The 6721-nt window shown below is 43.0% G+C and carries 9 protein-coding genes; 5 read left to right on the top strand and 4 right to left on the bottom strand.

Annotated elements, in window-relative coordinates; all coding sequences use genetic code 11:
• Together AADEFJLK_RS22980 and AADEFJLK_RS22985 are read left to right on the top strand one after the other, a co-directional pair.
• The coding region (locus tag AADEFJLK_RS22980; protein ID WP_211299323.1) for a hypothetical protein at positions 1-292 on the top strand (292 nt) is incomplete at its 5' end.
• Between the two features lie 104 nt (positions 293-396).
• Positions 397-852 (top strand): hypothetical protein, encoded by a 456-nt coding sequence (locus AADEFJLK_RS22985; protein WP_103975949.1) that lies wholly within the window; start codon positions 397-399, stop codon positions 850-852.
• Here the strand turns inward: AADEFJLK_RS22985 and AADEFJLK_RS22990 are convergent, their stop codons facing one another.
• Both AADEFJLK_RS22990 and mobQ read right to left on the bottom strand, forming a co-directional pair.
• On the bottom strand, positions 853-1188 hold the full coding sequence (locus AADEFJLK_RS22990) for a hypothetical protein (RefSeq protein ID WP_103975950.1): 336 nt from the start codon (positions 1186-1188) through the stop codon (positions 853-855).
• Between the two features lie 3 nt (positions 1189-1191).
• Positions 1192-2382, bottom strand: a complete 1191-nt coding sequence (mobQ, locus tag AADEFJLK_RS22995; RefSeq protein ID WP_103975951.1) for a MobQ family relaxase — start codon at positions 2380-2382, stop codon at positions 1192-1194.
• Positions 2383-2642: 260 nt separating this feature from the next.
• Here mobQ and AADEFJLK_RS23000 point away from each other — a divergent pair, with 260 nt between their 5' ends.
• Entirely contained in the window at positions 2643-2972 is a 330-nt protein-coding gene (locus AADEFJLK_RS23000; RefSeq protein WP_103975952.1) for a mobilization protein C, read from the top strand.
• Between the two features lie 854 nt (positions 2973-3826).
• Here AADEFJLK_RS23000 and AADEFJLK_RS23005 read toward each other — a convergent pair.
• Positions 3827-4744 carry a replication protein RepA gene (locus AADEFJLK_RS23005; RefSeq protein WP_103975953.1) on the bottom strand — a complete coding sequence of 306 codons (918 nt, stop codon included), beginning with the start codon at positions 4742-4744 and terminating at the stop codon, positions 3827-3829.
• A gap of 134 nt (positions 4745-4878) precedes the next feature.
• On the bottom strand, positions 4879-5328 hold the full coding sequence (locus tag AADEFJLK_RS23010) for a hypothetical protein (RefSeq protein WP_103975954.1): 450 nt from the start codon (positions 5326-5328) through the stop codon (positions 4879-4881).
• A 416-nt stretch (positions 5329-5744) separates the two neighbouring features.
• Here AADEFJLK_RS23010 and AADEFJLK_RS23015 point away from each other — a divergent pair, with 416 nt between their 5' ends.
• Both AADEFJLK_RS23015 and AADEFJLK_RS23020 read left to right on the top strand, forming a co-directional pair.
• The gene (locus AADEFJLK_RS23015) at positions 5745-6194 is read left to right on the top strand and encodes a hypothetical protein (RefSeq protein ID WP_146054722.1); all 450 of its coding nucleotides are present in this window, start codon (positions 5745-5747) and stop codon (positions 6192-6194) included.
• Positions 6195-6253: 59 nt separating this feature from the next.
• Positions 6254-6721: hypothetical protein (locus tag AADEFJLK_RS23020; protein WP_146054723.1), on the top strand; the 468-nt coding region annotated here is incomplete at its 3' end.

Below are 6721 nucleotides of genomic sequence, written 5' to 3' on the forward strand. Positions count from 1 at the left end.
GTCTGCACAAGCTATGTTTGACGAACAAGCAGGCTGGCAAAAACTTTTTCAATATATAAAAGATATCCGTAATGCCATTGATTTAATTGAAGAGGGTGAAGATAATAGAGTTCCCAAACAAATGATTCATGACTATCTTTATTCCATTCGTACTGACAATACTATAACCGATCAACATAAAACATCGAAAGATGCTAAAAATGAAGTAAAATTCCTTTTAGAAAGCCTAAAAGAGCGTAAATTAGAGCATGATACAATAACTAAACGACTTAAGGATGTATTTAATATTTAGAATTAAACTGAGTTGTCACAAAAACTTCACAACATATGTAATGACTTTTTGTTAAATTATTGTTACTCATTATAGTTGCAAGGAATAGTAACTATGAAAATGTTATGGATGACATCAATATAGATATACCAAAAGATTTATTGTATAAACTAAATAATCTTCTTAAAGATGCTAACTATGGACATATTTCTTTAGATGATGAAATAATAACACTTCAAGAAGCAATGGAAGTAAAATTTACACTAGAATTAATTATAGAAGATTCAAACAACAACCCAATGCAAGCTTCAATACAAGGCTTAACTAAAGATATGGCACAAACGGCACAAGAACTGTTGCCTGAAATATCTTCATTAATTGAACCAAAATTCAATGAACATATTGAACATATAAATAAATTCGCTGAAACAATTATGCTTCCTATAAAAGCCGTTATGCTTGCAAACCCAATTACTATTGCTAGTTCACCAGAACTGCTAAACCAAGCCTTAGAAGAGGCTCTAAAAAGAACTAACAACGCAATACAATCAATAGGCAAGCCTTCTTCAAAATCTCGCTAATTACCTATTTGTAATAATCTCAATGCTATCAATAACCGCCTCGTCAGATTCGGGCGTGGCAAAAACTTCTGCATCATAGTTTTGAATAAAATCACACTCCCGTTTTTCAATGGCAAGCTGTAAATGCTGTAGGTTTCTGCCCGTGATTTTCACCACCATAAAGCTATAGATGATTGCTATCTCTTGGTTTTTCCCGCCGTCCGAAACCACATCTAACAAGTAGGTGTTGGCGGGGGCATGGTGTGTGCCGTTGGTTCGCCGTATCCGTATAATCTTGCTGCGGTCTTTAGCGTCAAAGGCTTGATATTCAAGCAATTCCGTTTTCTTTTTGGTCATAACCTACCTGTCAAAATCTACCCCGTCCTTTTCGGGATCGCTCGGCTGTTGCCGCTCCCGCTCCTTGATATACTCCCGCCAGTTATTATCAAGCGAAGTTTTGACGGTGTTTACAATGCCTTCGCCCAACTCATGCACCCAATGAGCCACATAATCCGCCCACGACATGCCTAGTCCGTGGTGTTGGATTTCGCCATGCTCTTTAATTTGTCTGACAAAATTCTCGGTTATGGAATCGTCAAAGATGCTGTTAGCGTTCGGGGTTTCCTGTGGCTCAATGGTCGGCGGTACGGGGGGCGGTGTGCCGCCCTCGTTGTCGCCTTGACGTTCGGCGTTGAGCTTGTCTTGCCAATAATTCCCGCCTTCCCCTGTCGGCTCTGGGGTCTGGCCCGGTTCGGTCTCTTGGTTGGCTTCTAAAATTTGCCTGTCCAGCTCTTCCCGTTCTTCTACCAAGGCGGCTATGGTGTCGTTGGTCGCCTTTATTTCTCGGTTGCGGTCGCCCGCCTTGCTGTGCTTGCCTTTCCGCTCCTTGGCGATTTGCTGCAAACTTAGCCGCTCGGTCGGCACTTGTTCAAGCCCTCGGTCTTTATGGCTGCGGTGGTCTATGCGTTCATCACTGCCGGCATTCTCTAAAGCGGCGTTGATGAGGTCGGCGGCGGTTTCCCGTATATGGAGGATTTCCAGCTTGCCCGTCTTGAGGTCGTCCAGCTCTCTGGTTTTCTCACCGAAGCCGTCCGCACCGATTCGCCTTGTGGTAAATAAAATATGGGCGTGGTGGTTTCGATCGTCGCCATGCCCTGACGGGTCATGTAAGGCGACCATGACCGCCACCCCGTAGCGTTCGGCTAAATGCTCGGCGAGGTTATGGGCGATTTCTTGCCGTGCCTCTGGGCTTACATCGGACGGCAAGGCAAGCTCAACCTCTCGGGCGGTTCGGCTGTTGATGCGGGTCTCGGCGGCTTCGGCTTCGTTCCAAAGTTTTTGAACATCGCTTGCCCAAGCGGGGGCGTGTTCGGGGGCGACGATGAAGGACGCTTCAACGCCTCGCCGCCGTGTGTAGTCGTGGGTTAGTTGGGTGCGGTCGTCGTGCAACTTTTCGCCCGTGCGGTATGCCGCCGCCGCAACCACAGAACGCCCCGCACCCCTGCCGATGGGCTTAACGCTGCAATGATACCAACCTGCTGTTGTGGTCATAAAGTCGGGGGGCTTTCTGGGTATGGGTTAAGGGCGGCAATCCTTGGCGGGGGGATTGTAAAGGGGGAGGCATCGCCCGCCTTTACGGGGGTTAAGGGGGAACGCCCTTACTCACTGCAAACGCAGTTTGCGTAAGTGAGCCATTCTGTCTGTATGCCTCTACGGATTGCTTGCCTTGCTTCGCCTAGTTTACCCTATAGGAACACTAGCACGGAAGCAAAAAGCATGATACAAGATTCAAGAAAAATCGGGGGTATGAGATGACGGGTAACGAAAAACTAGCAAAGCTTTTAGAACAGCGGAAAGCGATAGATACACAAATCAGGCTTGAGCAAAATCGGGAGAATGCAAAGAAGAAAAAAGACGACACCAGAAGGAAAATTTTAGCAGGTGCGGCGGTGCTGGACGAAGCCAGCAAGCACCCAAAATTTAAGGCGGACATAGACAAGCTGCTCGGTCGGTTTTTGAAGCGGTCGGACGAGCGGGCTTTGTTCGGCTTGCCGCCCTTGCCCGTTCAGGCGGCGGCAACCCACAACACGGGAAAAACCCCGCCAACCAATGCCGAAGCCACCAGCAAGGCAAAAGATTAAGTTTACAGAGCGTTCGCTACGCTCACAGTTTGTTTTTTGAGAAAGCAAGGGCGGGGCTTCATCGCCAGCCCCGCACCCCGCTAGGATATTTTTAACTGAACTGATGGCGATTACAGGCGGTTAGCCAAGAAAGCCGAAACGAAGCGGACGGCTAAGAAATAGCGGCGGTGCGTTTGGCAGTCTTGTAAATAGCAAAACATCAACAGCAAGGCATTAAATTTAATCGTACAGCAACAAAAAACGGTTTCTGCTAGATGTGTCTAGGTTTAACAAAAAAACCGCTTAAACTAGCCTTAAATTCGTTTTTTGTTAAACAGCGTCTTAGCTGTCAAGATTTGGCTAGTTTTTAGACAAGCTGACTCAACACGGCAAGCCGTAAGGTTTCGGCGGGGTTCGTTCACACAATTATCAACCGCTTTTGTGGATAACTTGGGGGGCAGTTCGGCTTTTGTTCTCCGTCCTCCCTCAAAATCAGTTCAGTTAAAAATATCCTCGGGGGTTTGGGGGTAGACAACCCCCAATTTTTGAAAAGTTGGTGAGCGATAGCGAACTCGTTTTTAAGTTATCCACAAAATTGGGCTGATTAACTACAGGATAAAGGATTTTATATTATAGGAAGGGGTGACCGTTTCACCGTCCTAGGGGGTGACCGTTTCACCGTCCTAAACTCTAAAAAATCTTTGAGGGGTGACCGTTTCACCGTCCTTGAAAGTGGCGGATTCACTGACTTTATATCTCAAGGGATACCGTTTCACCGTCCTTGAATGGGGGGGGTGACCGTTTCACCGTTGATAACTTTGTCAACTAACAGGGTTTTCCACAAAAAAAGCCTCTAAAATAGAGGCTTTCGGCGATTACATTACTTTGTTTGTGGCAATGGCTGGCAAGCTATCGGGAATGATGCGAATTCCCCCGTTTTCTTCGTTTATTTGTATTGTTGGGGCAACGGAACGAACCTTCCTTAATGCTTGTTTGAATTTTCTCTTGAAGTCCTTAACATCGCTATAGCTTCCGCCCATTTGTTCATGAAGTGAAGCCCACGGGATAAAGCGTGACTTCCCGCTTTTACTGGCTCTAAAAGCTTCGTAACAAAGCAAAATGTAAATATCTAATGCAAGGGGGGATTGTTTCAAAGCCACTGCTGCACGAAAATCCAAAGGAACAGGGGTTGCCGTGATTGCGTTAAAAAAATCCTCGCCTAGTTCTATCCAACTTTCAAAAAGGCTACCTTGCTCGGTTTTTTTAATATCCCACCAAAGCTCGGTTTTTGGTGCAACTTCCATGTTTAACCGCCGTTTCCCTGTATTTCCTTTTAGGTCGGTTACCGCTTCAATAAAACTAAAACGAGCATTAAATAACCTGTTCATTTGTTCAATTACTCTTTTAGCGTCCCCACGCTTTCCTCCTCCTGTATTTGGATTTAAGCCAAGTTCTCTAATAAAGTCGTTTAATGTATTACCTAGCTCAATTCTTCGGCTCTTAGCCTTAACTGCTTTAGTAATTAGCAAAAGCAAGCCCAAACGAGGAAGAGTTCCATAAGGTAAGCCGTAACTTTCGCCGTTTTCGTCAAGCCCAGCTTGTACTACAAGCGATAAATTGCCGTTTTTTCTTACCCAAACATCACTTTTAGGCTTGCTATGGGGCAAATTTGCTTGAACAAGTGATTTATTCATAAATGCTACATCATTGCTACTCGCTGGGTTCATAGCGATGTCAACGGCAGCATTTATAATTTTTTTAACAGCTTTGGTGTTTTTTAGTTTATCTGCCATTTTTTGGCTTTCCTTTCTGGCTCAGGTTTGTTAATCTAGCCAGGCAGTTAAAGCGGGGACGCTCCAAACTGCCTGAAGTGATACGAAAAGCCGTTGCTCTTGGTTGGGTGGACGGCTTTTTTCGTTTCTGGACATTACACTTTTGTTTTATCCCTGCCAAACAGTTTTTGATAAAGCCCGCTTTTCTTGGCGGTCGGCTCTGGCTGATGCGTTAATAGAAGTGTCAATCGCCGAAGTTCGGCAGAGTCCTTTTCCCTCGCTTCCGTCTCTCTTTGCCTTGCGGTCTCCGAAACATCAAGACGGCGGCGTAAGTCGTCCCGTTCGTCTTTTATCTGTGCCACAAGCTCCCGCAAAAGATCGGTTTCACCCTGTAAACTTGCTTTGTTTATAGGGGTCTCGCTTTGCACACCTTTACTTTCTTCTTGCCTGTTAATTGACTGATAAACCCTAAATAGTTCGGCGGGGTCTATCTGATATTGTCCGTTTTCCAAACGATTGGCGGAAAGCCTGCCTTCTTTAATAGCGTTGGCAATCGCTGTTTTGCTTTTGCCTACTTCTTTGGCTGCCTGTCCTAGTGTCAACATATGGGGTCTCGCTTTGCAAAGGTTAACATTTTGCTAGACTGTCAACCTTTGCCTAGCATGTCAAGAAGATCCTTTTCCCCGTGTTTTCAATGAAAACTGTTTTTTGTGTTGGCTGTTCGGGTCGGGTCGGAAGTGTTACGGGGCGAGCATTGGGAACGGCCAACACAAAAAACGGTTGGCCGTCGGCAGACTTAAAACGGGGTGGTTAGAAATTCAGCTTGTGCCAGAATTCAAGATATTTGACACAAGCCCGCCACCCTGTTAAATCAATGGCTTATTAGTGCCATAAATCAGGGACAAAAAGGGGTTCTTTGTATCCAAAATTAGTGGGAAATAAATTTATGTGGGGGCATTGTCAAAAAATCAATGAAGGGTGTAGGATTCGTCACTAGAATAATTCAGACTACGGAAATTATATGTCTTTGCCTATCCCTATAATGGTGTCAGTTTTTCAAGCTTTAGTACAAGCACAAAATGAAAGCGACAAACATCAACGAGAAATACAATTACAAACCCATATCGTGAATCTACAACATAGTTATTCAATGGCAAAGTTACAAGCAGAAAAGGAAATAATTCAAAATATTATATCTTTAGCCAAACATAGCTATGATAGAAAAATGGATTTTCTAACTGATGCTTATCATCAAGTTCAATGTCTAATTAGCAATTATCATCAAACTTTACTTGCTGAACAAACAGAACTTAGAAATAGGCGCTTTGATTCATCTTTAAGCAGAAATGAAAAAATGCAAATAGAAAGTCGCTTAAGTGATGTTAGCGTAACACTAATTGATTTGACGGCACTTAATCAACGCATGAGCTATGATTTTATTTCATTAACACTTTCTATTAACCCATTATGATTAGATTAATATTTGCCATAATTAATTATATAGTATTGGTGATATTTAATATATTCATAATGTTATCTCCTATAATAATAGGATCAATATTTTCTTTTATATCATTATATATTGATAACAATAGTAAAAGCATTGAAATGTTTTTTCGATTAACACTTACAATTTCAATAGAATTGTATCTTTTAATTTGGGTTATTCATAAACACAATAAAGAAGGTTGGATATTAGGGATTGGAAAGATTAAAAATTATCGTAAACCATCTGAAATTAGACGGGAAAAAATTAGCAATGCCGCAAACCATATTACCTTTCTTTGGAAAGAAATTATTAATGAAAAAGAAATACACAGAGAAGAGTTGAAAAGAGAAAAACAAAAAGAAATAGCTCAAAAAAAACAATCGTCTGCACAAGCTATGTTTGACGAACAAGCAGGCTGGCAAAAACTTTTTCAATATATAAAAGATATCCGTAATGCCATTGATTTAATTGAAGAGGGTGAAGATAATAGAGTTCCCAAACAAATGATT

This window comes from Methylovulum psychrotolerans (assembly GCF_002923755.1).
GTDB lineage: Bacteria > Pseudomonadota > Gammaproteobacteria > Methylococcales > Methylomonadaceae > Methylovulum > Methylovulum psychrotolerans.

Coding starts and splice junctions, on each gene's coding strand:
- AADEFJLK_RS22985 (WP_103975949.1), top strand. CDS start 397: ATGGATGACATCAATATAGATATACCAAAAGATTTATTGTATAAACTA.
- AADEFJLK_RS22990 (WP_103975950.1), bottom strand. CDS start 1,188: ATGACCAAAAAGAAAACGGAATTGCTTGAATATCAAGCCTTTGACGCT.
- mobQ (WP_103975951.1), bottom strand. CDS start 2,382: ATGACCACAACAGCAGGTTGGTATCATTGCAGCGTTAAGCCCATCGGC.
- AADEFJLK_RS23000 (WP_103975952.1), top strand. CDS start 2,643: ATGACGGGTAACGAAAAACTAGCAAAGCTTTTAGAACAGCGGAAAGCG.
- AADEFJLK_RS23005 (WP_103975953.1), bottom strand. CDS start 4,744: ATGGCAGATAAACTAAAAAACACCAAAGCTGTTAAAAAAATTATAAAT.
- AADEFJLK_RS23010 (WP_103975954.1), bottom strand. CDS start 5,328: ATGTTGACACTAGGACAGGCAGCCAAAGAAGTAGGCAAAAGCAAAACA.
- AADEFJLK_RS23015 (WP_146054722.1), top strand. CDS start 5,745: ATGTCTTTGCCTATCCCTATAATGGTGTCAGTTTTTCAAGCTTTAGTA.